At 53.8% G+C, this 25,417-nt stretch carries 19 protein-coding genes and 1 other annotated feature; of the genes, 14 read left to right on the top strand and 5 right to left on the bottom strand.

All coding sequences use genetic code 11. From position 1 onward, the window contains the following. The first annotated feature begins 117 nt into the window (after positions 1-117). The 3 genes from lonB to yihA all read left to right on the top strand — a co-directional run bounded on the left by lonB (position 118) and on the right by yihA (position 4,948). Positions 118-1,791 (top strand): ATP-dependent protease LonB, encoded by a 1,674-nt coding sequence (lonB, locus tag IKE44_RS04940; RefSeq protein ID WP_287465193.1) that lies wholly within the window; start codon positions 118-120, stop codon positions 1,789-1,791. Positions 1,792-2,021: 230 nt separating this feature from the next. Then, positions 2,022-4,364: an endopeptidase La gene (lon, locus tag IKE44_RS04935; protein WP_287465192.1), complete on the top strand. Its 2,343-nt coding sequence runs from the start codon at positions 2,022-2,024 to the stop codon at positions 4,362-4,364. After that, positions 4,361-4,948 carry a ribosome biogenesis GTP-binding protein YihA/YsxC gene (gene yihA, locus IKE44_RS04930; protein WP_033014325.1) on the top strand — a complete coding sequence of 196 codons (588 nt, stop codon included), beginning with the start codon at positions 4,361-4,363 and terminating at the stop codon, positions 4,946-4,948. Before lon ends, yihA begins: the two co-directional genes overlap by 4 nt. Positions 4,949-4,989: 41 nt before the next feature. On the opposite strand, the gene IKE44_RS04925 is transcribed toward yihA, so the two are convergent. Further along, positions 4,990-5,475 (bottom strand): LiaI-LiaF-like domain-containing protein, encoded by a 486-nt coding sequence (locus IKE44_RS04925; RefSeq protein WP_033014324.1) that lies wholly within the window; start codon positions 5,473-5,475, stop codon positions 4,990-4,992. 166 nt (positions 5,476-5,641) lie between these two features. Here IKE44_RS04925 and hemA point away from each other — a divergent pair, with 166 nt between their 5' ends. The 8 genes from hemA (at position 5,642) to ysxE (ending at position 14,070) form a co-directional block, all read left to right on the top strand. Further along, the gene (gene hemA, locus IKE44_RS04920; protein ID WP_033014323.1) at positions 5,642-7,006 is read left to right on the top strand and encodes a glutamyl-tRNA reductase; all 1,365 of its coding nucleotides are present in this window, start codon (positions 5,642-5,644) and stop codon (positions 7,004-7,006) included. A gap of 10 nt (positions 7,007-7,016) precedes the next feature. Then, complete coding sequence (locus IKE44_RS04915; RefSeq protein ID WP_033014322.1) at positions 7,017-7,835, top strand: cytochrome C assembly family protein; 819 nt, start codon at positions 7,017-7,019, stop codon at positions 7,833-7,835. A gap of 15 nt (positions 7,836-7,850) precedes the next feature. After that, positions 7,851-8,783, top strand: coding sequence for a hydroxymethylbilane synthase (hemC, locus tag IKE44_RS04910; RefSeq protein WP_033014321.1), 933 nt, complete (start codon positions 7,851-7,853; stop codon positions 8,781-8,783). Then, positions 8,780-9,547: a uroporphyrinogen-III synthase gene (locus IKE44_RS04905; RefSeq protein WP_020754244.1), complete on the top strand. Its 768-nt coding sequence runs from the start codon at positions 8,780-8,782 to the stop codon at positions 9,545-9,547. The genes hemC and IKE44_RS04905 overlap by 4 nt, the downstream gene beginning before the upstream one ends. Next, a complete protein-coding gene (gene hemB / locus IKE44_RS04900; protein WP_011232119.1) occupies positions 9,548-10,522 on the top strand; it encodes a porphobilinogen synthase in 975 nt (324 codons plus the stop codon). 16 nt (positions 10,523-10,538) lie between these two features. Beyond that, on the top strand, positions 10,539-11,828 hold the full coding sequence (hemL, locus tag IKE44_RS04895; protein ID WP_049624176.1) for a glutamate-1-semialdehyde 2,1-aminomutase: 1,290 nt from the start codon (positions 10,539-10,541) through the stop codon (positions 11,826-11,828). A gap of 118 nt (positions 11,829-11,946) precedes the next feature. Next, positions 11,947-12,996, top strand: a complete 1,050-nt coding sequence (gene spoVID, locus IKE44_RS04890; protein WP_049626523.1) for a stage VI sporulation protein D — start codon at positions 11,947-11,949, stop codon at positions 12,994-12,996. A 42-nt stretch (positions 12,997-13,038) separates the two neighbouring features. Continuing rightward, positions 13,039-14,070 (top strand): spore coat protein YsxE, encoded by a 1,032-nt coding sequence (gene ysxE / locus IKE44_RS04885; protein ID WP_049624178.1) that lies wholly within the window; start codon positions 13,039-13,041, stop codon positions 14,068-14,070. A gap of 38 nt (positions 14,071-14,108) precedes the next feature. Here the strand turns inward: ysxE and IKE44_RS04880 are convergent, their stop codons facing one another. Next, positions 14,109-14,297, bottom strand: coding sequence for a hypothetical protein (locus IKE44_RS04880; RefSeq protein WP_011232115.1), 189 nt, complete (start codon positions 14,295-14,297; stop codon positions 14,109-14,111). A 139-nt stretch (positions 14,298-14,436) separates the two neighbouring features. Further along, positions 14,437-14,766 (top strand) — a binding site (T-box leader). A 100-nt stretch (positions 14,767-14,866) separates the two neighbouring features. Between IKE44_RS04880 and IKE44_RS04875 the strand changes: the two genes are divergently transcribed. From IKE44_RS04875 to IKE44_RS04865, 3 genes are all read left to right on the top strand, one after another. After that, complete coding sequence (locus tag IKE44_RS04875; RefSeq protein WP_287465187.1) at positions 14,867-17,509, top strand: valine--tRNA ligase; 2,643 nt, start codon at positions 14,867-14,869, stop codon at positions 17,507-17,509. 217 nt (positions 17,510-17,726) lie between these two features. Then, complete coding sequence (locus tag IKE44_RS04870; protein ID WP_287465185.1) at positions 17,727-19,019, top strand: bifunctional folylpolyglutamate synthase/dihydrofolate synthase; 1,293 nt, start codon at positions 17,727-17,729, stop codon at positions 19,017-19,019. Positions 19,020-19,095: 76 nt separating this feature from the next. Next, the gene (locus tag IKE44_RS04865; protein ID WP_287465183.1) at positions 19,096-21,969 is read left to right on the top strand and encodes a VWA domain-containing protein; all 2,874 of its coding nucleotides are present in this window, start codon (positions 19,096-19,098) and stop codon (positions 21,967-21,969) included. A 352-nt stretch (positions 21,970-22,321) separates the two neighbouring features. On the opposite strand, the gene IKE44_RS04860 is transcribed toward IKE44_RS04865, so the two are convergent. From IKE44_RS04860 to IKE44_RS04850, 3 genes are read right to left on the bottom strand one after another with little or no spacing between them, the layout of a single operon-like run. Beyond that, positions 22,322-24,031 (bottom strand): hypothetical protein, encoded by a 1,710-nt coding sequence (locus IKE44_RS04860; RefSeq protein WP_049624182.1) that lies wholly within the window; start codon positions 24,029-24,031, stop codon positions 22,322-22,324. Between the two features lie 16 nt (positions 24,032-24,047). Further along, complete coding sequence (locus tag IKE44_RS04855) at positions 24,048-24,620, bottom strand: PilW family protein (protein ID WP_287465181.1); 573 nt, start codon at positions 24,618-24,620, stop codon at positions 24,048-24,050. Beyond that, the gene (locus tag IKE44_RS04850) at positions 24,604-25,236 is read right to left on the bottom strand and encodes a type IV pilus modification PilV family protein (RefSeq protein WP_049624183.1); all 633 of its coding nucleotides are present in this window, start codon (positions 25,234-25,236) and stop codon (positions 24,604-24,606) included. The genes IKE44_RS04855 and IKE44_RS04850 overlap by 17 nt, the downstream gene beginning before the upstream one ends. Positions 25,237-25,417: the final 181 nt, after the last annotated feature.

The following is a 25,417-nucleotide window of genomic DNA, read 5'->3' as shown; positions in this document are numbered from 1 at the left end:
TTCTTTTTTTGCCGCCCATGCCCTTGGCGCCGGTCGGCGCTTTTTTTGTTTATTCCCGCTCGTTCGCGGAGATACTATCATACTACATACCATCTAAAGGCAGGAGGATATCGGGGCATGGATTGGACGAACATCGTACTGGTCATCCAGCTGTTTTTCGGGGTCATCATCGGCCTTTATTTTTGGAATTTGCTAAGAGGGCAACGTGTGCAAAAAGTTTCGATTGATAAAGAGTCGCGCAAAGAGATGGAACAGCTCCGCAAGCTGCGTTCGATTTCGCTCAACGAGCCGCTGGCGGAAAAAGTGCGGCCGAAAAGTTTTGACGATATCGTCGGTCAGGAAGACGGCATCAAGGCGTTAAAAGCTGCTTTATGCGGCCCCAACCCGCAGCATGTCATCATTTACGGCCCCCCTGGCGTCGGCAAGACGGCAGCTGCTCGGCTCGTGCTTGAGGAAGCGAAAAAAAATCCGCTCTCCCCGTTTAAGAAAAATGCGGTGTTCGTGGAGCTTGACGCGACGACGGCGCGTTTTGACGAGCGCGGCATTGCCGATCCGCTCATCGGCTCGGTGCACGACCTGATTTACCAAGGGGCCGGGGCGATGGGGCAAGCCGGCATTCCCCAGCCGAAGCAAGGGGCGGTGACGAACGCCCACGGCGGCGTTTTATTCATCGACGAAATCGGCGAGCTTCATCCGATCCAAATGAACAAGCTGCTGAAAGTGCTTGAGGACCGGAAAGTATTTTTTGAAAGCGCCTATTACAGCAAAGAAAATCTGCAAATCCCAAGCCATATTCACGATATTTTCCAAAATGGACTGCCGGCTGATTTCCGTCTTGTCGGGGCGACGACGCGCACGCCGAACGAAATTCCTCCGGCCATTCGCTCTCGTTGCCTGGAAGTATTTTTCCGTGAATTGGACCAAGATGAGATCGCCCTCATCGCCAAAAAGGCGGCGGAAAAAATCCGCCTGAACGTGTCAGAAAGCGGCATTCGCCTGCTTGCCGCCTATGCGCGCAATGGGCGGGAGGCGGTGAACATGATGCAAATCGCCGCCGGTCTTGCCATTACGGAAAACCGCGACAAAATTTTGGATAAAGACATTGAATGGGTCATTCATTCAAGCCAAATGGCCCCACGCTATGAAAAGAAAATTGCGTCCGCCCCGGCGGTCGGCGTCGTCAATGGCCTTGCCGTGTACGGCCCGAACACCGGCGCGCTTCTTGAAATTGAAGTGACCGCCTTGCCGGCGAAAGGAAAAGGGACGATCAACGTCACGGGCATTATTGAGGAAGAGAGCATCGGCAGCGCCGAAAAATCGGTGCGCCGCAAAAGCATGGCGCGCGGTTCAGCAGAAAACGTCATCACCGTGCTGCGGGCGATGGGCGTGCCGGCCGACCGTTACGACATTCATGTCAACTTCCCGGGCGGGGTGCCGGTTGACGGCCCTTCAGCCGGGGTGGCGATTGCAGTCGGCATTTATTCCGCCATTTACCAGCTTCCAGTCGATCATACGGTCGCGATGACCGGAGAAATCAGCATCCGTGGCTGCGTGAAACCGGTCGGCGGCGTGTTCGCCAAAATCAAAGCGGCCAAACAAGCCGGGGCGAAAAAAGTCATCATCCCGATTGAGAATATGCAATCGTTGCTAGGCGAAGTCAGCGGCATTCAAATCATCGCCGTCCGCCGCCTCGAGGAAGTGCTCGTCCATGTGTTCGGCGAAGAGGCGCTCCGCCGCGGCTCCGCGCTGCTGCCAGCGGCTATGGACCGCTCGGAGAAAAAGCTCGTCTAGCCAAAGGAAACGGCGGCAAGGCGAACGATTGGCAACGAAAGCGGGCGATCCGCTCGCAACCGAGTCGGGCGGTTCGCCCGGCCTCTCTTTTATGTACGGCTTCGGCGCAAGCGGATCGTCGCTGAAGTCGGTTTTTCTTTGCATGCAGATGGAGCGCCGCGCGCTTTTTCGTTCGTCAAATTTTACAAACCCGGCTACCGTACTATACAATAAACGAATAGAAGCGAGAGATGGAGGTGTTCGGCGTGAACGGAAAGAAAAAGGAGACGGTCGTTCCGCTTTTGCCGCTGCGTGGGCTGCTCGTGTTTCCGACGATGGTGCTCCATTTGGATGTCGGGCGCGAGAAATCGGTCAAAGCGCTCGAACAAGCCATGGTTGAGGATCATATGATTTTGCTGACGTCGCAAAAAGACGTTGCCATCGACGAACCGGACATGGATGACTTATATAAAATGGGAACGATCGCGCGCGTCAAGCAACTTCTAAAACTCCCGAACGGCACGTTCCGCGTGCTTGTCGAAGGCGTCGCTCGGGCGCTCATTACGGAAGTGATCAGCGAGGAGCCGTACTTTCTCGTCAAAGTCGAAAAGTTTGCTGATCGGGCGGCGAAAGATTTAGAAGATGAGGCGCTCAAGCGGACGATGCTTGAATATTTCGAGCAGTACATAAACTTGTCCAAGCGGCTGTCGGTCGACATTTACGCCTCGATCGTCGACATCGATGAGCCGGGGCGAATGGCGGACATCATCGCCTCGCACTTGCCACTTAAGCTTGAGGAAAAACAGCGTATTTTAGAAACGATCGACGTGAAAGAGCGCCTCAATAAAATCATCCAAATTTTGCACAACGAAAAAGAAGTGCTCCAGCTTGAGAAAAAGATCAGCGCCCGCGTCAAGCAGTCGATGGAGCGGACGCAAAAAGAGTATTATTTGCGCGAGCAAATGAAGGCGATTCAAAAAGAGCTTGGCGAAAAAGAAGGAAAAACGGGCGAAGTCGAGGAGCTGAAAGAAAAAATCGAGGCGGCCGGCATGCCGGAGCATGTGAAACAAACGGCATTGAAGGAGCTTGACCGCTATGAAAAAATTCCGGCGACCTCAGCGGAAAGCACAGTCATTCGCAACTACCTCGATTGGCTCATCGCCTTGCCGTGGTCGAAAGAAACAGAAGACATCCACGACATTAAGCAGGCGGAAGCGATTTTAAACGAGGAGCATTACGGACTCGATAAAGTGAAAGAACGGGTGCTTGAATTTTTATCTGTCAAGCAGCTGACGAAATCGTTAAAAGGTCCGATTCTTTGCCTCGCCGGACCGCCGGGGGTCGGCAAAACGTCGCTCGCCCGCTCGATCGCCAAAGCGCTCGGCCGCCGCTTCGTCCGCGTTTCGCTCGGCGGCGTCCGCGACGAATCGGAAATTCGCGGCCATCGCCGCACGTATGTCGGCGCCATGCCGGGACGCATTATCCAAGGGATGAAAAAAGCAGGCACGATCAACCCCGTCTTCTTGCTTGATGAAATCGACAAAATGTCGAGCGATTTCCGTGGCGATCCATCGGCGGCCATGCTGGAGGTGCTTGACCCGGAGCAAAATCATACGTTCAGCGACCATTACATTGAAGAGCCGTACGATTTGTCGAAGGTAATGTTTATTGCGACTGCCAACTATTTGGCGGCGATTCCGCAGCCGCTCTTGGACCGGATGGAAGTGATCCACATACCAGGCTACACAGAAGTGGAGAAGCTGCATATCGCCAAGCGGCATTTGCTGCCGAAACAAATCACTGAGCACGGGCTGAAAAAGGCGGCGTTGCAAATTCGCGATGACGCGATGCTCGATATCATCCGCCATTATACGCGCGAAGCCGGGGTGCGGGAGCTTGAGCGGCAGCTCGCCGCTATCTGCCGAAAAGCGGCCCGCCTCATCGTTTCCGGCGAGAAAAAGCGGGTGGTGATCACAGAAAACAATCTTGAGGAATTTTTAGGGAAGCGAAAATACCGCTACGGCCGAGCGGAGGCGGAAGACCAAGTCGGCGTGGCGACCGGGCTGGCGTATACGGCGTTTGGCGGCGATACGCTCGCCATCGAAGTGTCGCTCGCGAAAGGAAACGGCAAACTTGTGTTGACCGGAAAACTCGGCGATGTGATGAAAGAATCGGCGCAGGCGGCGTTCAGTTATGTTCGATCGCGCGCTGAGGAACTCGGCATCGATCCGAAATTCCATGAAATGTACGATATCCATATCCATGTCCCGGAGGGTGCGGTGCCAAAAGACGGGCCGTCTGCAGGCATTACGATCGCCACCGCACTCATTTCCGCGCTGACGGGCAAGCCGGTGAGCCGCTTTGTTGGCATGACCGGCGAAATTACGCTGCGCGGCAGGGTGCTTGCGATCGGAGGCTTGAAAGAGAAAACGTTAAGTGCCCACCGCGCCGGGCTGAAAACGGTCATTTTGCCAAAAGACAATGAAAAAGATTTAGCGGACATTCCGGAAACGGTGAAGCGCGACTTGCGCTTTGTGCTCGTCTCCCATCTCGATGAGGTGCTGCCGCACGCGCTGGTGGGGTGGAAGCGATGAATGTGAAGAAAGCAGAGCTTGTGACCAGTGCCGTCAAGCCGGAACAATATCCGGACGGCGGACGGCCAGAGGTGGCGCTCGCCGGCCGTTCGAACGTCGGCAAATCATCATTCATCAACAAAATGATCAACCGGAAAAACTTGGCGCGCACCTCCTCAAAGCCAGGGAAAACGCAAACGTTGAATTTTTATTTGATTAACGACTCGTTTTACTTTGTGGACGTGCCAGGTTATGGTTTCGCCCGCGTGTCGAAGCAGGAGCGGCAAAAATGGGGGAACATGATGGAGACGTACTTTACGACGCGCGAGGTGCTTAAGGCGGCGGTCCTGCTCGTTGATTTGCGCCATCCGCCGACGAAAGACGATGTGATGATGTACGAGTTTTTGAAACATTACGAGATCCCGGTGATCGTCATCGCGACGAAAGCGGATAAAGTGCCGCGCGGCAAGCATCAAAAACACGCGAAAATCGCGCGCGAGACGCTGCGGATGGCTGACGGCGACCCGCTCATTTTGTTTTCCGCCGAGACCGGACAAGGGAAAGACGAAGCATGGGCGGCGCTTTTGCCGTTTGTGTCCTCATGATGAAAACACCAGCGATTCCGCTGGTGTTTTCACTTCCAAGGCTATTTTCGCCTAGTCCATAATAGATAGACGCCGATGGCGATGAGTCCGAGCGGCCAAAACTTCCAGACAGAGGAAAGTCCGGCTTGGACGAGGTGAAAGAACGGCTGGCCGCGCCCGGAAAACGTCAGCACGACAGCGAGAAGCAAGAAAAGTACGCCAAAGCCGGCCCCGCCTTTTTGTTTGCGGCTGCTGGCGAAAAAAGCGAACGCAATGAGGAAAAAAAACATGTTCACGCCGCGGGGCCAGGCCGAAAATGCACTCGCAAGGAGCAACTCAACGCCAAATCCGAGTAAAAGAAAGCCGGGGAAAAGGTAAGCATATTCACGCGCTGAATGCGCCTGGCCAAGCAAAGCCGCGCCGCAAATGGCAAGCAAGGCCGGCCACCCTTGGAAGAAATGGAAAAGGGGGGATTCCAACTGTCCGGCGAGAAAATACAGCCCGAGGCCGATGAACAAGATGCCGGCGAATACCGTTCGGGTTTTCATGATCGTCGCGTCCTCCGTTTCCCTTTTGGACATGTTTATGATAGAATGATCACTGTCTACAGTTTAGCATAGCTTTGGAGGCATGTTCACAATTTTTTTAAATCGAAACGATGGACAGTTGTGATATAATGATGGAAGGGATTCGGTCAATAAGGGGGATGGCATCGTGCAAATCGTAGTCGTTGGCGTCGACTATAAAACCGCCCCTGTAGAAATCCGCGAAAAGCTCGCGTTTGCAGAAGCGGAACTCGGTGCGGCGATGAAACAGCTCGCCGAGCAAAAAAGCGTACTCGAAAATGTGATCGTCTCGACGTGCAACCGGACGGAAGTTTATGCAGTGGTTGATCAACTGCATACCGGACGTTACTATATGAAAGCATTTTTAGCCGAATGGTTTGGCGTCAAAGTGGAAGCGATTGCTCCGTATTTGCGTGTGCTTGAAGGAGAAGCGGCCATAAAGCATTTGTTCCGCGTGGCGGCCGGCCTTGATTCGATGGTGCTTGGGGAAACGCAAATTTTAGGGCAAGTGAAAGACAGCTATTTGCTCGCTCAAGAGGTCGGGACGAGCGGCACGATTTTCAATCATCTGTTCAAGCAGGCGGTGACCTTTGCGAAGCGCGCCCACTCGGAAACGGGCATCGGCGCGCACGCTGTATCGGTCAGCTATGCGGCGGTTGAGCTGGCGAAGAAAATTTTCGGCCGCCTTGCCGGCAAGCACGTCTTGATTATCGGGGCCGGCAAAATGGGGACGCTGGCGGCGCAAAACTTGTACGGCAGTGGCGTCGGGAAGGTGACGGTTGTCAATCGGACGCTTGAAAAAGCGAAACAGCTTGCTAAGCAGTTTGCCGGCGAAGCGAAGCCGCTCGGCGAATTGTCATGCGCTTTGCTGGAAGCAGATATCGTCATCAGCTCGACGGGAGCCAAAGGCTATATTTTGACGAAGGAAATGGTGGCGCCGCTTGAGAAAATGCGCAAAGGCCGCCCGCTCTTTATGGTTGACATCGCGGTGCCGCGCGATTTGGATCCGGCGTTGGCTGATTTGGAAACGGTGTTTTTGTACGACATTGACGATTTGCAAGATGTGGTGGCGGCCAACTTGGCGGAACGGCAAAAGGCAGCGGCTCGCATTGAAACGATGATCGAAGCGGAACTTATGGCGTTTAGCCAATGGCTGCAGACGCTCGGCGTCGTGCCAGTCATTGCCGCATTGCGCGAAAAGGCGCTGGCCATTCAAGCAGAAACGATGAAAAGTTTGGAGCGGAAACTGCCGCATTTGTCGGAGCGCGACTGGAAAGTGTTGAATAAGCATACGAAAAGCATTATTAACCAGCTGCTCCGCGATCCGATTTTGCAGGCGAAGGAACTCGCCGCCGGCCCGAATGCCGAGGAGGCGCTTTTGCTGTTTATGAAAATTTTCAATATCGAAGATGCGGTGAAAGCCGAGCGGCATATAGAGCAGGCGAAATCCGTGCAATGCGATGAACAAGACGCGGAAGCGGTCCGTGCCGCCCGCCCATCATGGCAGCTGTAAGGTGGGATGGATGGTGGCGCTGTTGTATGAGTTGTCCATTTTGCTTTACATCGCTTCGATCCTATTCTATTTCATCGATTTTTTGCAACAAAACCGGAAGGCGAACGACATCGCCTTTTGGTTGCTTTCTATTGTGTGGCTTTTGCAGACAGTGACGTTTGTTTCTCGCATCATGGAGACGAAGCGCTTTCCGATTTTAACGATGTCGGAAGGGCTTTATTTTTACGCTTGGCTGCTCATTACGCTGTCGCTCGTCATCAATCGGCTGCTGCGCGTCGATTTCATCGTCTTTTTTACGAACGTGCTTGCTTTTTTTATTTTGGCCATTCATACGTTTGCACCGTCTTCGCAGTCGCCGGCTGTTGCGGAGCGGCTCGTCTCGGAGCTGCTGATCATCCACATCACCCTTTCGCTCGGAGCGTATGCGGCGTTTACGCTGTCGTTTCTGTTTTCGGTGCTTTACATGTTGCAGTACAGTTTGCTGAAAAAGAAAAAGTGGGGGGCGCGCCTTTGGCGCATGGCGGATTTGTCGCGGCTTGATTGTTTGTCGTATGTTTTAAACGCGCTCGGCTTGCCTATGTTGTTATTAGGGCTCATTCTTGGCGTGATTTGGGCGTATATTCAAATCGGCCATTTCCATTGGTATGATGCGAAAGTGCTTGGGTCGTTTGTCGTTCTTCTCGTCTATGGCGTCTATTTTTACAAGCGAGCCGTCCGGCAGATGCAAGGGAAGGCGATCGCGCTATGGAATATCGGTTCGTTTTTATTTTTGCTTGTCAACTTTTTCTTGTTTGGTAGTTTGTCAAAATTTCATTTCTGGTATTCGTAATCGAGGTGGAACGAGATGCGGAACATTGTCGTTGGCTCGCGGCGCAGCAAGCTTGCCTTGACCCAGACGAAGTGGGTGATCAACGAATTGAAACAGCTTGGGGCGCCGTTTACGTTTGAAGTGAAAGAAATCGTCACGAAAGGAGATCGGGTGCTTGATGTTACGCTCTCGAAAGTCGGGGGCAAAGGGTTGTTTGTGAAAGAGATTGAGCATGAATTGCTCGCCGGCGGCATCGATATGGCGGTCCATAGCATGAAAGATATGCCGGCTGTGCTGCCCGAAGGTTTAGTGATCGGTGCGGTTCCGCGCCGCGAAGATGCACGCGATGTGCTTGTCAGCAAAGGAAACCGGATGCTCTCCGACTTGCCGCCTGGGTCGGTCATTGGCACGAGCAGCTTGCGCCGTTCGGCGCAGCTGCTTGCCTATCGCCCGGATTTGACGATCAAATGGATTCGCGGCAATATTGACACAAGGTTGGCGAAGCTCGAAAGCGAAGAGTACGATGCGATCGTGTTAGCGGCGGCGGGTCTTGCGCGCATGGGTTGGGGCGATGACGTCATCAGCGACTATCTTCCTTTTGATGTCTGTGTTCCGGCGGTCGGCCAAGGGGCGCTGGCGGTCGAATGCCGGGAGGATGATGACGAATTGCGCCAATGGCTCAGCCGGTTAAACGACGAGCAAACCGAGCGGGCTGTTCGGGCGGAGCGCGCCTTTTTGCAGCAAATGGAAGGAGGCTGTCAAGTGCCGATTGCCGGCTACGCGGAAGTGAAGGAGGGGACGGTGCGTCTTACCGCGCTTGTCGCCTCCCCGGATGGCAAAGAAATGTATAAAGAAATCGTTACTGGCGCCGATCCGGAAGCGGTCGGCCGACAGGCGGCTGCTGTCTTGATCGAACAAGGGGCGAAAGCGCTCATCGAGCGGGTGAAACAGGAGTTGAGCCAATCATGACACACAGCGCGCTCGCCGGCAAAACGGTGCTCGTGACGCGCGGCAAAGAGCAGGCGGCATCGTTTTCTGCCAAGCTGCGCGCTGTCGGCGCCGTGCCGGTCGAGATCCCGCTCATTGCCATCCGACCGGCGGCGCCGGAAGAAATCGCTTCTATGGTTGAGCGACTTGGCGAATACCGTTGGCTCGTTTTCACAAGCGCGAACGCCGTCCGCTTCTTTTTTCCGCACGTTTCGTTGCCGCGGCCGCTGCCGGAGATGGCTGTCGTCGGTCGGAAAACAGCGGCGGCGCTCGCCGAGCATGGTCTTTCCCCGGCGCTTGTGCCGGATGATTACACCGCTGAACGGCTGGCTGACTTGCTCATGCCGCGCGTCAAACAAGGCGACCGGGTGCTGTTTGTCAAAGGCAATTTGGCGCGCCCGACCTTGCCTGAGGCGTTGCGAAACGCCGGCGCCGCGGTCGACGAGCTCACGGTGTATGAGACCGAGCCTGATGAAAACGGCCGGGAGCGGTTGTTGTCGCTGCTGCGCCGGCGGGAGCTTGATGCGGTCACCTTGATGAGCCCGTCGGCGGTTGACAGCCTTGTCCGCCTTCTCGACAAAGAAGTGGATGCCCTTCTTTCCGGTGTTGCGGTCGCCTGCATCGGACCGGTGACGAAAGAAGCGGCCGAGCGGGCGGGCATTCCGGTCCATATTTGTCCGACGGATTACACCACGGATGGTATAATCAAAGCGATGGAACAATATTTTTCCATGGAGGGACGATGAATGGCACTGTCATTTGACCGCCATCGCCGTTTGCGGCAAACGGCTGCGATTCGGGCGATGGTGCGTGAGACGCATCTTCGCGTCGAGGATCTCATTTATCCGCTGTTTGTGGTCGAGGGAAGCGGCATTAAGCGGGAAGTGCCGTCGATGCCAGGGGTTTACCATTTATCGCTTGACCGTTTATCTGAGGAAGTGGACGACATCGCCAAGCTTGGCATTCCCGCCGTCATGGTGTTTGGTGTGCCGAATGAAAAAGATGAAGTCGGTTCGCAGGCGTATTGCGAAACAGGGATTGTTCAGCGGGCGATCCGCCAAATCAAAGCTGAACACAAAGATCTAGTCGTCATTGCGGATACGTGTTTATGTGAATATACGAGCCACGGCCATTGCGGCGTCGTCGAAAACGAGCGCGTGCTGAACGACCCGTCGCTCGAGCTCCTCACCAAAACGGCGGTGAGCCAAGCGCAAGCCGGCGCCGACATCATCGCGCCGTCGAACATGATGGACGGCTTTGTCGCCGCCATTCGCCGTGGGCTTGATGAAGCAGGGTTTGAGTATGTGCCGATCATGTCGTATGCAATCAAATACGCTTCGGCATTTTACGGCCCGTTCCGTGATGCCGCCGACAGCGCGCCGCAGTTTGGCGACCGGAAGACGTACCAAATGGATCCGGCCAACCGCCTTGAGGCGTTTCGCGAGGCGGAGTCGGATGTCAAAGAAGGCGCTGATTTCTTGATGGTGAAGCCAGCGCTTGCCTACATGGATATTATCCGCGACGTCAAAAACCGTTTTCCGCTTCCGCTTGTCGCCTATAACGTGAGCGGCGAGTATGCGATGGTCAAAGCGGCGGCGCAAAACGGCTGGATCGATGAGAAGTCGGTCGTCATGGAAATGTTGACAGGGATGAAACGGGCGGGCGCAGATTTGATCATTACGTATTTTGCCAAAGATGTCGCCCGCTGGCTGGCTGAATAGAGAGGAGGGCGGAAGCATGCGAAGCTACGAACGGTCAAAAACCGCTTACGAAGAAGCGGTGAAATTGATGCCGGGCGGGGTGAACAGCCCGGTGCGCGCCTTCAAGTCGGTCGGGATGACGCCGATTTTCATGGCGCGCGGCCAAGGAGCGAAAATTTACGATATTGACGGCAATGAGTACATTGATTACGTACTGTCATGGGGTCCGCTCATTTTAGGGCATGCCAACCCGCAGGTCGTGGAAGCGTTGAAGCGCGTGGCGGAACAAGGCACAAGCTTTGGCGCTCCGACATTGCTTGAAAATGAGCTCGCCAAGCTCGTGATTGAGCGGGTGCCGTCGGTGGAAATCGTGCGGATGGTCAACTCCGGTACGGAGGCGACGATGAGCGCCCTCCGCTTAGCGCGCGGCTACACGAAGCGCAACAAAATTATCAAATTTGAAGGCAGCTACCACGGCCACGGCGATTCGCTGCTCATTAAAGCCGGATCCGGCGTGGCGACGCTCGGCCTGCCGGACAGCCCGGGCGTGCCGGAATCGGTCGCCCAGCATACCATCACGGTGCCGTACAACGATTTCGACAGCGTCCGCTATGCGTTTGAGCGGTTTGGCGAAGACATCGCCGCGGTGATCGTCGAACCGGTCGCCGGCAATATGGGCGTCGTTCCACCAGTGCCTGGCTTTTTGGAAGGGCTGCGCGAGGTGACGAAACAATACGGAGCCTTATTGATTTTCGACGAGGTCATGACCGGGTTCCGCGTCGATTACCACTGCGCCCAAGGGTATTATGGCATTGAGCCGGATTTGACGTGCCTTGGCAAAGTGATCGGCGGCGGCTTGCCGGTTGGGGCGTACGGGGGCAAAGCCGAGATCATGGAGCTTGTCGCGCCGAGCGGGCCGGTGTACCAAGCCGGCACGCTCTCCGGCAATCCGCTCGCCATGACGGCCGGGTACGAGACGCTCCGCCAGCTGACGCCGGAAACGTACGAAGAGCTTGGCCGCAAAGCGGCGCGCCTTGCGGATGGGCTTCATCAGGCAGCAGAGAAATACGATATCCCGCATACGATCAACCGCGCTGGGTCGATGATCGGCTTTTTCTTCACGAACGAGCCGGTGGTCAACTACGAGACAGCGAAAACGTCCGACTTGGAGCTGTTTGCCGCCTATTATCGGGAAATGGCGAATGAAGGCATTTTCCTGCCGCCGTCGCAATTTGAAGGGCTGTTTTTGTCGACGGCGCACAGTGATGATGATATTGAATATACGATTGCCGCTGCTGAGCGGGTGTTTGCCCGTCTGCGCGGATAAGGAAAGGGGCTGCCGACGGTCGGCAGCCCAATTTTTTATCATACCGCCTCGTTTCCGTTCATACAATGGATAATGTCATAGAAACTATTTGCCGAAGGGACGGAAGGAGGAGGCCCGGTTGGAGCAATCGTATTTGCGTTTTTCATTGGAAGAATCGGTCTGGTTTAAAAGAGGACAGGAAGTCGCCGAGTTTTTATCCATTTCTCTTGATCCGGTCATTTCCGTCGATGAGTACGACCAATATATTACGATCCGCGGCGCGCTTGAGTTGAGCGGCGAATTCCACCAAGCGGGCGAAGGGCAGGCTGAAGCGGATGACGACGTGTTTGAGCTGGCTGGTTATCGGTTCATTCAGCACATTTCGGTGCGCGAAGACGGGATCAGCGAACTGTCGCACCGCTTTCCAATCGATATTACGATTCCAAAAAACCGCATTCGTTCCCTTGAGGATGTGTACGTGACGGTTGAATCGTTTGATTATGATTTGGATGAAAACGGAAGATTGCTGATCACTGCCGACATTTCGATCAGCGGCATTAGTGAAGCGCCGCTTGACGATGATTTGCCGGACGATGAGGAGGACGATGAGCCGCTGTTTGCCCCGTTTGAATCAATCGCCCGCAAGGAAGCGGCCGGTGAGGAAACGTTTGCTTCCGTGGATGATCTCACCGATGAGGCGGATGAACAGCCGGCTTTTGCCGCCGACGAAACGACCGTTTCCGTCATGGAGCCGGCCGCCATGCGTCATGAAGAAACGGAGGCTGAGGAAGAAGAGGAGGCCAAAGAGCCGTTTTTGCCGCTTGAGACGGAAACGAAGGAGGTCAGCGCACAGACGGAGGAAGACATCGCTTCGCTGCTGCCGCCAACTGAGGCGAAGGTATCGATCGGGGCGGCGAAAAAGGCGGTTGAGGAAGAAGAAGAAACGAAAACAAAAAGCGAAAATGCGCTTTACTTGACGAAACTGTTTGCGAAAAGCGAGGAGAAAGAGTTTACGAAACTGAAAATTTGCATCGTCCAGCAAGGAGATTCATTGGACAAGATTGCCGAACGGTATGATGTGACCGTCTCGCAGCTTTTGCGCGCCAACGATTTGGAAGGCCCAGATGACGTGCACGAGGGGCAGCTGCTCTATATTCCGGCCATGGCGGGAAGCCGTTCTTTCGCCTGAAAGGGACGCTTTCCGTTTCTGATCAGTAAGGGGGCGTAACGAATGGCCGCACAGGCTGACCGATATGAGGCTGTGCTCGCCCAGTACGGTCTTCGTCCAGAGCGCATGGAGCAGCGAGGCAAAGCCGTCAAGGTATACACGAACCGCGGTGTTTTCGCCTTAAAGCCGCTTGAAAGCGAGCAAGAAGCCGCCGCCGTTTGGCAGTCTCTCCAGCATGGCGGCCCCCGTTGTCTCCCACTTTACCTGACGCGGCGGCGGTCGCTGTTTGCCACAGAAGGCGGCCGTCTTTATTATTTGCAAGCATGGCATGGCGGCGAATCAAAGGTGGAGAAGGATGCGGTGGACGCCTTTTTTCGCGAGCTCGCCCGCCTCCATCGCGCCACCGTCCGTACGATCGAGGTGAGTGAGGAAGAGGCGGCGGCGTACCGAAAGCAAAAAAAGGACGAATGGCAACGGGCGCGGATGGTTTGGGAAGAACGGATTGAGCGGTACGAAGCGGCGTGGTACATGTCTCCGTTTCAGCTCCAATGCTGCACCTATTTTCATGAGGTGATGCGCGCGTACTCGTTCGCTGAAGAACGGCTCGATGTGTGGGAAGAGACGCTCAAAGAGACGAAGCAATGGCGCATCGCCTGGGTGCACGGCAAAGCGCGCCTCTCCCACCATCTCCCGCCGTATTGGATCAGTTGGGAGCGGGCGCATTGGAATTCGCCGCTCTTTGATGTGATCGCCGCGCTCCGTTTTCACGTACAGACAATGCCGCCGCTTGGGCGCGAGTGGCTTGAAGGGATGGGGGAGTACGAGAAGGAGCTGCCGCTGTCCGACGGGGAGCGGGCGTTTTTATACAGCCATTTGGCGGAGCCGCGTGGGTTTGTCCGCTGTTTGGAGCGGTATGAGGCCGCTTCGCGGAACGAGCGGAACGAACGGGAATATGTGGCCGCGTTGCAGCGTCGTTATTTGGCGTTCAAAAATATGGAGGTGCTCGTTATGCACCTTGTCCAACGCGACGCCGCGCGGCAGCAGGAAGAAGCGGTGGACAACGAACCGCCGGTGGATGAAAGCAGCAATGGTTAAATCGATTTTGAATGCAGCCCAAACAAAATGGCGTCCCACTAAATCCATTCCAGATGGAGCGCCACGGCAATGAAAACGAAGATGGCCAATAAAATGACATCAAACGTCGTTGGCAGAAAAATAGTGCGGATCGCTTGAAAAATGGTGAGCGGGATGATCACTTGGGCGCAGACGGCGCGCACTTGCCGAAGCCACGGCGGCCATGAATACGGGTTGAATCGCCGCATCGGTGTTCCCTCCTTCCCGGGTTTACTATACAATATGAAACAACAAAATGTTTGTCACCAACCGCCGGCCAATGGAATAAATAAATAAAAACTTGGCAAAGATGATGGACAATGGTAGTATAATAATCGAATCATGACGACAAAAGCGAAGACGGGGAGGAGTACAGCGGTCCGCGCCTGCAGAGAGGGAAATCGGAAGCTGCGAGATTTCCTAGGATGACGGCTGCTGGAAGGTCGCCCTTGAGCTGCTTCTTTGAAAGGCGCTGCTGCCGAGTAGAGGAAGCCGGCATCATGCCGTTATGCCAATGAAGCGCTTAAGCTTCTAGAAGGCCGGTCAACCAAACTGATTGTGGGCTCGCCAGCCGATGTTTCACCGGTGGGTTGGCCGTGTTGCAGTTCTCTTCATCACCAGCCTTCTAGGCTTAAGAAAAAAGGTGGTACCGCGAAAGTAGCTCCTTTCGTCCTTTTTGGATGAAAGGGGCTTTTTTGCTTGCCGGCTGTGCGGCATTGCTTAGTGGGAAGCCGCCGTCGGCCGCATTGTCCATCATGTTGAAGGAGGGAAATGAAACATGGCACAGCACGAAGTGTCGATGCCGCCCAAATACGACCATCGCGCCGTTGAAGCCGGGCGCTACGAATGGTGGCTGAAAGGAAAATTTTTTGAAGCGACCGGTGATCCGAACAAACGACCGTTTACGATCGTCATCCCGCCGCCCAACGTCACCGGCAAATTGCACTTAGGGCATGCGTGGGATACGACGCTGCAAGACATCATTACGCGCATGAAGCGGATGCAAGGGTATGACGTCCTGTGGCTTCCGGGAATGGATCACGCCGGCATCGCCACCCAGGCGAAAGTCGAGGAAAAATTGCGCCAGCAAGGGCTGTCGCGCTACGATTTAGGCCGGGAAAAATTTTTAGAAGAAACGTGGAAGTGGAAGGAAGAATACGCCGGCCATATTCGCAGCCAATGGGCGAAGTTAGGGCTTGGGCTTGATTACACGCGCGAGCGGTTTACACTTGACGAAGGGCTTTCCAAAGCGGTGCGCGAAGTGTTCGTCTCGCTCTACCGGAAAGGGCTCATTTACCGCGGCGAATACATCATCAACTGGGATCCGGTGACGAAAACCGCGTTGTCGGACATTGAGGTTATTTATAAAGAAGTGAAAGGCGCGCTCTACCATATGCGCTATCCGATCGCCGACGGCTCCGGCTTCATCGAGGTGGCGACGACCCGTCCGGAGACGATGCTCGGCGATACGGCCGTTGCCGTGCATCCGGATGACGAGCGGTACAAGCACTTGATCGGCAAAATGGTGAAACTGCCGATCGTTGGCCGCGAAATTCCGATCATTGCCGACGAATATGTCGATATGGAGTTCGGATCCGGAGCGGTCAAAATTACGCCGGCGCACGACCCGAACGACTTTGAAATCGGCAATCGCCACAACTTGCCGCGCATTCTCGTCATGAACGAAGACGGCACGATGAATGAAAACGCCATGCAATACCAGGGGCTTGACCGGTTTGAATGCCGGAAGCAGATCGTCCGCGATTTGCAAGAACAAGGCGTTCTCTTTAAGATTGAAGAGCATGTTCACTCGGTCGGCCATAGCGAACGAAGCGGCGCAGTTATTGAACCGTATTTGTCGACGCAATGGTTCGTGAAAATGAAGCCGCTCGCCGAAGCCGCCATCAAGCTCCAGCAAACCGACGGCAAAGTGCAGTTCGTGCCGGAACGGTTTGAAAAAACGTATTTGCATTGGCTTGAAAACATCCGCGACTGGTGCATTTCACGCCAGCTTTGGTGGGGGCATCGCATCCCGGCATGGTACCATAAAGAAACGGGTGAAATTTACGTCGACCATGAACCGCCCAAAGACATCGAAAACTGGGAACAAGACCCCGATGTGCTCGACACATGGTTCAGCTCGGCGCTTTGGCCGTTCTCGACCATGGGCTGGCCGGATGTGGAATCGCCGGATTACAAGCGCTACTACCCGACCGATGTGCTGGTCACCGGTTATGACATCATTTTCTTCTGGGTGTCGCGCATGATTTTCCAAGGGCTCGAATTCACCGGCAAGCGCCCGTTCAAAGACGTGCTCATCCACGGCCTCGTCCGCGACGCCCAAGGGCGGAAAATGAGCAAGTCGCTCGGCAACGGCGTCGATCCGATGGATGTGATCGACCAGTACGGCGCCGATGCGCTCCGTTACTTCTTGGCGACCGGCAGCTCGCCGGGGCAAGACTTGCGCTTCAGCACAGAAAAAGTCGAAGCGACGTGGAATTTTGCTAACAAAATTTGGAACGCCTCGCGCTTTACCTTGATGAACATGGGCGGCATGACGTACGAGGAGCTTGATTTGAGCGGCGAAAAAACGGTCGCCGACCATTGGATTTTAACGCGTCTGAACGAAACGATCGAGACGGTGACGAAGCTCGCTGAGAAATACGAATTCGGCGAAGCGGGGCGTACGCTGTACAACTTTATTTGGGACGACTTGTGCGACTGGTACATTGAAATGGCGAAATTGCCGCTTTACGGCGACGACGAAGCGGCGAAAAAGACGACGCGCTCCGTGTTGGCGTATGTGCTCGACAACACGATGCGCCTGCTTCACCCGTTCATGCCGTTCATTACCGAGGAAATTTGGCAAAACTTGCCGCATGAAGGCGAATCGATCACCGTCGCTCCGTGGCCGCAAGTGCGCCCTGAGCTGTCCAACGAAGAAGCCGCGGAAGAAATGCGGATGCTCGTCGACATCATCCGCGCCGTCCGCAACGTCCGCGCCGAAGTGAACACGCCGCCGAGCAAGCCGATTGCGCTCTATATTAAGGTGAAAGATGAACAAGTGCGGGCGGTGCTCATGAAAAACCGCGCCTATCTTGAGCGGTTCTGCAACCCGAGCGAGCTCTTGATTGATACAAACGTTCCCGAGCCGGACAAAGCGATGACGGCGGTCGTCACCGGCGCCGAGCTCATCATGCCGCTTGAAGGATTGATCAATATTGAGGAAGAAATTAAGCGGCTTGAAAAAGAGCTTGACAAATGGAACAAAGAAGTCGAGCGCGTCGAAAAGAAACTGGCGAATGAAGGCTTTTTGGCGAAAGCGCCGGCTCATGTCGTCGAAGAAGAGCGGCGCAAGCGGCAAGATTACATCGAAAAACGCGAAGCCGTCAAGGCGCGCCTCGCCGAGCTCAAACGGTAGACAAACGATCTTGCGGTTGATTATGATGAAGACAAATCCGCTTTCTTGTGGATTCGTCTTTTTCGATGGATCATGATAGAAGGTTTGTCATATTCTGAGAAGAGGTTTGTTGTCAACATATACTCGCTTTCGCCACGCTTCTCGATGTGTGGCGCATCTGCCGCATGAAGCCTGCAGGGGGCGGCAAGACACCAATGGAAAAAGGAGGACGATGAACATGGTTCGAACGTATGAAGAAGCAGTCGCTTGGATTCACGGGCGGCTGCGGCTCGGCATAAAACCGGGATTGAAGCGGATGGAATGGATGATGGAACAACTCGGCCACCCGGAACGCCGCGTCCGCGCCGTCCATATCGGGGGAACGAACGGCAAAGGGTCAACGGTCGCCTATTTGCGCTCGATTTTGCAGGCGGCCGGCTATTCGGTCGGCACGTTCACCTCGCCGTATGTCGAGCAGTTTAACGAACGAATCAGCATAAACGGCCAACCGATTCGCGATGAAGAGATCGTCGAGCTCGTGCAAACGATCAAACCGCTTGCGGATGAATTGGAAAAAACAGAACTTGGCGGACCGACCGAGTTTGAAGTGATCACGGCGATGATGCTGTATTATTTCGGCAAACAAAACATTCAAGACATCGTGCTCGTCGAAGTCGGGCTTGGCGGCCGCTTGGACTCAACCAACATCATTTATCCGCTCGTTTCCGTCATTACAAACGTGAGCTACGATCATATGAACATCTTAGGCGATACGCTTGGGCAAATCGCGGCGGAGAAAGCGGGAATCATCAAATCGGGCGTACCGCTTGTGACAGCGGTCAACGAGCCCGAGGCGTGGGAGGTGATCGCCAAGACGGCGGCGGAGCGGAAAGCAAAAACATATCGTCTCGGCGTCGATTTCACCGTTTCCGACCGGCAGACGACGGTGGAAGGGGAGCGGTTTTCGCTTGTCACGCCGTTTGCCGAATATCGCGATTTGCGCATTCAAATGCCCGGCGCCCATCAAGTCGAAAACGCGGCGGTGGCGGTGATGGCGGCAGAGTTGTTGCGCCTTGGCTATTCGTTTTTGATCGATCCGGAGCATATCGCCGATGGGCTGACCACAGCCGCTTGGCCCGGCCGGTTTGAGCGGGTGAGCGGCAAACCGCTCATCATTCTCGACGGCGCCCATAACGAAGCCGGAATTCGCGCCCTTGTCGAGACGGTGCGCGCTCATTATCCCGACAAGCGCGTCCATGTCTTGTTCGCCGCGCTGACCGACAAGCCGCTGGAGCGGATGATTCAACGGCTTGATGAGCTCGCGGATACAATCACGTTTACCACGTTTGATTTTCCGCGCGCGGCAGCGGCGGAACAGTTGGCGGACCTTTCCACTCATCAACAAAAGGCAACTGTTCTTCAGTGGGAAAAATGGATTCGTGAGCAGGCCTCGCGGTTGACTGAGCGGGATCTGCTTTTGATTACAGGATCCTTGTACTTTATTTCTGAAGTAAAAAAAGGAATGGGATAAGAAAATTTTGCTATCAACTGCAATAGTAGAATGATATAATGTAAATAGGAATTTTGTCTCGAATGGGGAGAGGAAAATGGGGAAAAGGAAGCTTTTCCAATGGTTGATCGTAGCGATATGGGCATTTTTGCTCATGTTTGGCCCAGGAGGAAAGGGGGGAACGGTGCAAGCAGCCTCTCTGCCGTCGCTCCAGTTCCAATTTTCTTCGTCGCAGCCCGAGTATGTGAAACCCCCGAATGCTGATGCACAAGGGAGGCTCGATGTGACGCTCAACCCGCAAGGATCGGTGTCTACGATCATTCGTCCTCCGATCGACCTTGTGTTTATCATGGATATGTCGGGGTCGATGACGGCAATGAAGCTGCAAAGCGCCAAATCTGCTCTGCAGGCGGCAGTCAACTATTTTAAGTCCAATTACAATCAAAATGACCGATTTGCCCTTATTCCGTTTTCCGATGGGGTCCGGCAGGCGAGCGTCGTTCCATTTGGAAAATATTCCGATGTAGCGAGCCAGCTTGACGCCATTCTCAGCACGGGAAACAGTTTGACCGCCAGCGGGGGGACGAACTATTCAGCCGCTTTGTCACTTGCAAGATCATATTTTACCGATCCAACAAGGAAAAAGTACATCATTTTTTTGACTGACGGCATGCCGACGGTGTTGAATACAGTTGATACGATTACGTATCGGGAGGTCAAACCGAAATTTTTGGGCGGATATCAGTACACAGGGAATAGAGTAACCGATTCTCTTTCGGTCACATATGAATTGTACAGTGATGGGCGGACTGCTGGTATCCGTTTTACCGACAACAAAGGATATTCTCGCCAATTTTACAGCGATGGGCAAGATTATGTTAATGGATGGTGGGTGTCTTGGGATAACGGCTATTCGTTCACTTACAGCAGCATCGAAAGGAAAATCCGAGCCGATGCCACAGCGGTGGCGAAAACGCTCGGGATGAACAATATCACCCTTTACTCAATCGGCTTCGGCGACAATGATGAAGTCGATATGGACTATTTACGGTCGCTTTCAGCGACTGCCGGCGGCGAGGCGCGGCAAGGAACGACGCAAAATTTGACCGCTTTGTTCCAACAGTTTTCCCAGCTTGCCACCACGCCAGCGATCACAGGAACGATCCGCATCCCGCTTTCGTCGTTTGGCGGTAATGTCGCCGTTGCGGAAAACGGCCAAGTATGGCTGGATGAAAACAAGCAAAACGCGTATATTTCGTTTTCCATCCCATACCAAGTTGGTCAAGGCACTCCGGCGCCGGTGACGATTCCGATTCCCGTGTCATTTAAAGCAAAAGGGACATATACGTTCACTGCTGAACTGACGTATCGCGATGTGTATGGCCAGCCACAGCCGGCTGTGACGAAAACGGTGACCGTCACGGTCAAAGACGAAGCGCCGCCGTCGTTTACTGGAACGGTGAAGCTGCAAGGGCTGACCAATGATGTCACAAGCTTAATCAAACGGGGGGCAACCGATGGCGACGACAACCGCTTCCGGGCCACGTATTCGTTGTCGCTTGTCGGGTATGTCGGCAATGCGACCGGGACGATCAGCAATGTGAGCATTGTCCAAGAACTGCCCGATGGCATCTCCGTTGTTCCCGATGGCAAAGTCACAACCTATGTGGAGAATGGCAAGCGTTATGCCAAATGGTCTTTCACCAATCAAATGTTCGACTACAGCCAGCTGAATAAGCTCATGCTCTCCGCACAGTGGGTGATGCAGGCGGATTATGCGATGAACAATGTCCAATTGCCCCCTGCCATTGTGACGTTTACCGACAGCCGTTATGGGGTGAGGACTTCGACGCTCTCACCGCCGGCGGAACGGATCGGCATGACAGTTCGCTTGGATGATTTTCCGAACGTTTACTATGAAGGGAATGGAATGGGGACTATTACCAAACACGAATTTTCTGCTTTATCAGACGACATCGTCGGGCGGGCGGATCCTAATGCAAATGGATTATTGCCGTTGCCTGTCAAAGCGATGCAGTATGACCCAAATGATGACGGCGTGCTGCTTGTCACCTACAGCAATGGCCAAACGGTGTCGGTGTATATTAAACCGCATCTCGTGGTGACAACGCCAAAAGGCGCTGTAGCGAATGGTACGACGACGTACGAGGCGCCTACCGTCAAATTGGTGGGGCCGGTGGCCGGGGAAGGCGTGTCCTATCAGTATCAAATGATTCGAAATGGTTCGGCATCTGCTTGGACAGCGCTCAAGTCTCCGTATGAAATCGCCATTTCAAACGATGGGTCATACACAGTGAACGTGCAGTCGTCAGGAGGATTAACGAGAGGAACAGGTTTGGCGAGCGTTGTGTTTACGTATACAAAGTTGATCACCGAACTGAAACTCGGCTCGTATCAGGCGACGATGAACGTCGGGGATGTGCAGACCATTCCGGTGACAATCGTGCCAAGCGATGCGACGAACAAAACGTTGGTATGGTCGTCCAGCGATAATGCTGTGGCTGTTGTGCAAAACGGGGTCGTCACGGCGCTGAAACCAGGGACGGTTGCCATTACAGTGCGTTCTACAGACGGCGGGAATGCCTCTGCAACAGCGTCCATCCGTGTGATTGATCCGTACGTAGCGCTCACAGGCATGGCTTTCCGCAACCCGGTGATCTATATGAATCCAGGCGATCGGCTCGAAGTGGCGGAGCAGCTCCGCTTTATCCCGGAAAATGCGACGGATCAAACGCTCCGCTTGGTGACGTCGTCCGATAGGAGGTTTGTCGACATTATTCAACAAAACGGAAGATGGTATTTGCAGGCTGTGGATGTCGGGTATGCAACGGTTACGGCAACAGCGAACGCGAAGGCCCCAGATGGACGTGATATTCAAGCAGAGGTGATGGTCATCGTCCGCCCGTCGCCCACGAACAATAACGGCGGGAACAACGGCGGTCGATGGTAAAGGAAAAGGGGCTGACCCAAAGGCCGTCTGTCTTTAACATCTTTCCGAAAGAAGTCTCCCACTTTGAAACGAAGTGAAAGTGGGAGATGAATTTCGGTTGGCGTCAGCCAACGAATAGGATAGAATATGGTTAGAACGGACACCTTCGGAACGAAGGGAAGCGTAAAGGGTTCTTGTGTGTGGCTTACCGTTCGGCGAACACACACAAGTCGCTTGAAGCCCCCATCTCTAAGCGAAGCGTAGGTGGTGGGTAGTTCACGATAAGTACAACATATAGTGTTAAAGAAGCGGTCAGCACACATATATAGAGATAAAAGAGGGCGTCCCCCCTCCTATTGGGACGCCCTCTTTTTCATTTCACTTCTAGACGATCAACGACAAGCGAAAGACGGTTGACAAACGGGAGTCCAGTTCCTTGTTCAATCAGCACTTCGGGGCGATAACGGACGATTAGGCGTGAGGAGAGCGGATCGTTGATCGGCGTGAATTGCCCCGGCTCCCCATTATCCCCGTTCACCTGGCCGCGGAATGCGTTGACGACCAGCCCTTCGACATCGGCGTCAGGAGCGGTCGCTCCGTTCCCACGCGCGAACAGTCCGCCTTCAATATATAAATAAGAGCCAACAGCGTAAATGGTGGCGCTGCTGTCCGTATAAAAGTAGCCTTTCAAGTTTGGCGTCGGGGACGGGTTGTCAAACTCGTTGATGCGGGAAAGATCGAGCGTTCCTTTTGACAACAACACGACTCCTTTGCCGCTTTCAGCTCGCTCAACTCGGCTTTGATAAATTTTCGTTTTTCCCATGACGTAAATGCTGGCATCGAGTTTGACATTTCCAGTGATCGTCATATTGCCGAAAACGATGAAATTTCCGTATACGTTGATAAAATGGTTCGAATTCGTCGGGCCATTGAGCGTTAGATCCCCGTTGACGATGAGCCATTGGTTGACCTTGTTGGCGGCGTCCGTGCGAATGTCGACATCTCCAGTGAGCACGCCGCTTCCGTCTAAGTAAAGCGGTTTTTCTTTAGAACTTTGCTTGATGGCTTTTTCAATCGGCACGGTTGAATCGATGACAATCGGAGTCCATCGGTTGGACAACTCTACAGCCAAATAGCGTAACGCATTGGCTTTGTCGGTTGCTTCTTGAACGCGTTGTATGTCTTCCAGATACGAATCACTCGTTCGGGAAATATCTGACGCCTGCAATAGCTTGTCGGCAACTGTCAAATCGAAATCCACATCGATGAAGTCTTCGTTCTCCTGCTTGGTAGAAGGCGCCGGTTCGACAACATCTGTCGGCCAAAGGGGCGTCCAACTGCCTGACATAGAAAAACGGGTTTGACTCGCTGTCCAACAACTGGTTGTTTGACCGCATGCCATCAGTTGACCATCGCTTGTATACCAGACGGATGAAGAAGAAAGGCGCGGCATGCCGGCGTTGGGTGAAGCGACGGTCAATTGACCATTCTGTTTGACATAGTTGGTCGCGTTGCTCGCATAAGCGTCTTGCCCGGCGTAAACGTTTCCTTTCTCAACATAGACTCCACCGTTTAATACAACATCTTTGTTTGACCCGAGCGCATATTTGAGAAAACTTGGCGTGTTGGTGACAAAGATGAGCCGTTCGACAGTCCGCACCTGATGGCCGTCGGTGAATTGCTTCGATAAACGGAGGGCGCGCAAGAAGACCTGGTCTTTTGGAATATTGTACTGCTCGCTTTCGTCTGTCATGGTTACCCCATAGCGGGCGGTCAAACGACCCGCGATCGTGTTTTCCCTAGCCGATGGGCTGTCTGTTCCGAGAAACTGATCCCACTGATTAGGGGTAAAAATGCGATGATCAACAAAAAAATTGGGGGCGGATAATTGCGCTTTGAGATCCGCTAATGCTTCGTTGAGCTCTGTTTTCGCTTCGTGCAGCGACTGCACATCATCGACGCGCACGGTCGTGAATTGGGCGTGTTGAACGGCGGCCGTGACAATGGTCAAACCGAGCAAGAAAAAGATGGTGATGACTAGCAAGGTGGTTACTAAGCTGTATCCCTGCTCATTTTTGCGCATGCGGTTCCCTCCTATTCTAAAACCCGAATTCCGTCTTCAATGTGAACGGTTTTATCGAGATGACTCCATGATTTTCTGCATCTTGAATCGTTAAGGTCATTGTAAGCACTCCGCTTCGGCAAATGATTCCTTCCCTGCGTGCGCAACGGAAGGAAAAGGATGATGAAGAGCCATCAAGCAAAAGGCGGGTAGAGGTGATTGGCTCTCCATCCACTATCAATTTTCCGTTTTCGATGGAAATGGTCCGAACGCTCGGTTTTGTCGCCTGTCCGCGGGAAACAAGGCCGACTTGACTATTCGTCTCAAACTGTTCATTCTTCACGAACGCCAATTGGTGCAGAGGTTTGTTTTCTTGGTTCTGCCCGGCTTCAAGGCCATCCGGAGAGAATGCGTACAGTGCGTTCATAAGACGAGCTGCAGCATAATCCGCTTCGCTGCGCAGCTCGTTTTCAATGCCGATTCGTTCATAGACGCGAATGCCGGCGATAAACACAGTGTAGATGATGCCAATGATCACCATCGAAATCGTGATAGCGGCCAACAGTTCCACAAGCGACATGCCGTCTTGATTGTCAACGGATCGTTTCATCGGTGATCACTCCTTCGACCCATGTCATCTCACGATCTCTCCCTCCATAGCGGACGACGGCGTATATTTTCATCATATAGCGTCCAGCATCAGAAGAAACGACACGGGCCCGTTCTTTTTGAATGGCGCCTTTGAGCTGTTCAGGAAAAGATCGGAATTCACTTGAACGAAGAAATGAATCCCACGCTTGCTGGTCAGAGCGGATGACGTAGATTGTTGTTTCGTATGGAATGTCGTTCACTTTTGGGGAGAGCTGAGCGGTGCATGCTTCTTGCGCTGAGATTGTTCCGTTTTCAGTCCCCCCCGGAAACAGAAGATGCTGAAGTTCGGTCTGGCCGCAGCTGGCTTCGTCCATCTTTAGAAAAGAAGAATCGCTGTTCGTCATGTAATCGGCCAATGAGGCAAATCGTACATTTTTTTCAAAATATGACGCTGCCCCCCTTGCGAGATGAATGGCCACTGTCCGCCGCTCGTTGTCGGATGTGTAGTTCATAGCATTCGTAAAAAAGGAAAACAAACCAATCGCCACTGCCGACAGCAAAGCGATGGATAGGAGGGTTTCGAGGAGTGTAAACCCCCTTCTAGAATGGGAAGAAAAAAAATTCTTTTCCGCCATTTGTCACAACCTTCTTTCAAAATATGTAACTTTATTATACAATCCTGAATCCGTGATAAAGACGCGTTCAAAGCTGCCAAGAAAACTGGATCAATCAACAAAATATTGCACTCGGGGTTCTTCACCTAATAGGTGAACATTCGAAATGGAGTCGAAGTCTCGACACGATTGGGTTTCCCAG

The organism is Geobacillus sp., from assembly GCF_017515625.1.
Lineage (GTDB): Bacteria > Bacillota > Bacilli > Bacillales > Anoxybacillaceae > Geobacillus > Geobacillus stearothermophilus.
The sequence above is the reverse complement of the archived record's forward strand: the minus strand, read 5'-3'. Positions and strand labels throughout refer to the sequence as shown.

What these genes read in the sequence shown, in the direction of transcription:
- IKE44_RS04880 (WP_011232115.1), bottom strand. Translation starts at nt 14,297, where the DNA reads ATGCGGCGATTCAACCCGTATTCATGGCCGCCGTGGCTTCGGCAAGTG.
- ysxE (WP_049624178.1), top strand. Translation starts at nt 13,039, where the DNA reads ATGGCCGCACAGGCTGACCGATATGAGGCTGTGCTCGCCCAGTACGGT.
- IKE44_RS04915 (WP_033014322.1), top strand. Translation starts at nt 7,017, where the DNA reads ATGGTGGCGCTGTTGTATGAGTTGTCCATTTTGCTTTACATCGCTTCG.
- IKE44_RS04870 (WP_287465185.1), top strand. Translation starts at nt 17,727, where the DNA reads ATGGTTCGAACGTATGAAGAAGCAGTCGCTTGGATTCACGGGCGGCTG.
- IKE44_RS04905 (WP_020754244.1), top strand. Translation starts at nt 8,780, where the DNA reads ATGACACACAGCGCGCTCGCCGGCAAAACGGTGCTCGTGACGCGCGGC.
- hemL (WP_049624176.1), top strand. Translation starts at nt 10,539, where the DNA reads ATGCGAAGCTACGAACGGTCAAAAACCGCTTACGAAGAAGCGGTGAAA.
- lonB (WP_287465193.1), top strand. Translation starts at nt 118, where the DNA reads ATGGATTGGACGAACATCGTACTGGTCATCCAGCTGTTTTTCGGGGTC.
- IKE44_RS04855 (WP_287465181.1), bottom strand. Translation starts at nt 24,620, where the DNA reads ATGAAACGATCCGTTGACAATCAAGACGGCATGTCGCTTGTGGAACTG.
- lon (WP_287465192.1), top strand. Translation starts at nt 2,022, where the DNA reads ATGGAGGTGTTCGGCGTGAACGGAAAGAAAAAGGAGACGGTCGTTCCG.
- hemB (WP_011232119.1), top strand. Translation starts at nt 9,548, where the DNA reads ATGGCACTGTCATTTGACCGCCATCGCCGTTTGCGGCAAACGGCTGCG.
- IKE44_RS04925 (WP_033014324.1), bottom strand. Translation starts at nt 5,475, where the DNA reads ATGAAAACCCGAACGGTATTCGCCGGCATCTTGTTCATCGGCCTCGGG.
- IKE44_RS04850 (WP_049624183.1), bottom strand. Translation starts at nt 25,236, where the DNA reads ATGGCGGAAAAGAATTTTTTTTCTTCCCATTCTAGAAGGGGGTTTACA.
- IKE44_RS04860 (WP_049624182.1), bottom strand. Translation starts at nt 24,031, where the DNA reads ATGCGCAAAAATGAGCAGGGATACAGCTTAGTAACCACCTTGCTAGTC.
- yihA (WP_033014325.1), top strand. Translation starts at nt 4,361, where the DNA reads ATGAATGTGAAGAAAGCAGAGCTTGTGACCAGTGCCGTCAAGCCGGAA.
- IKE44_RS04875 (WP_287465187.1), top strand. Translation starts at nt 14,867, where the DNA reads ATGGCACAGCACGAAGTGTCGATGCCGCCCAAATACGACCATCGCGCC.
- hemC (WP_033014321.1), top strand. Translation starts at nt 7,851, where the DNA reads ATGCGGAACATTGTCGTTGGCTCGCGGCGCAGCAAGCTTGCCTTGACC.
- IKE44_RS04865 (WP_287465183.1), top strand. Translation starts at nt 19,096, where the DNA reads ATGGGGAAAAGGAAGCTTTTCCAATGGTTGATCGTAGCGATATGGGCA.